The following is a 390-nucleotide window of genomic DNA, read 5'->3' on the forward strand; positions in this document are numbered from 1 at the left end:
GACCGGGTTTCCTCAAGCCGCATGCCTATATCGAGCTGCATATCGAGCAGGGACCAGTCCTCGAACGCGAGGGCATTCCGGTCGGCGTCGTCGAAGATCTTCAAGGCATTTCCTGGCAGCGGGTGACCATCACCGGCGACGCCAACCACGCGGGGACGACACCGATCTCCATGCGCCGCGATGCGGGCCATGCCGCAGCTCGGGTCGTCACCTTCCTGCGGGAGCGAGCGAAAGCGTCCAACACGCCGACCGTCGCCACGGTCGGCTGCATGAGTTTCGAACCGAACGCGATCAATGTGATCCCGTCGCGGGCGATCTTCACGGTCGATCTGCGCGATCCCGACGAGGATCGCCTCAGGGAAGAAGAGGCCGCGCTCGCTAATTTCCTGG

Annotated in this window: 1 protein-coding gene; it reads left to right on the top strand. The window is 63.8% G+C overall.

Going from position 1 to position 390, the window contains the following annotated elements; genetic code table 11:
* Positions 1–390, top strand: a 390-nt coding sequence (locus tag AC5ZG1_RS44660; protein ID WP_496136608.1) for a peptidase dimerization domain-containing protein, incomplete at both ends; no start/stop codon positions are given.

It is taken from the genome of Bradyrhizobium sp. Leo78, assembly GCF_059512425.1.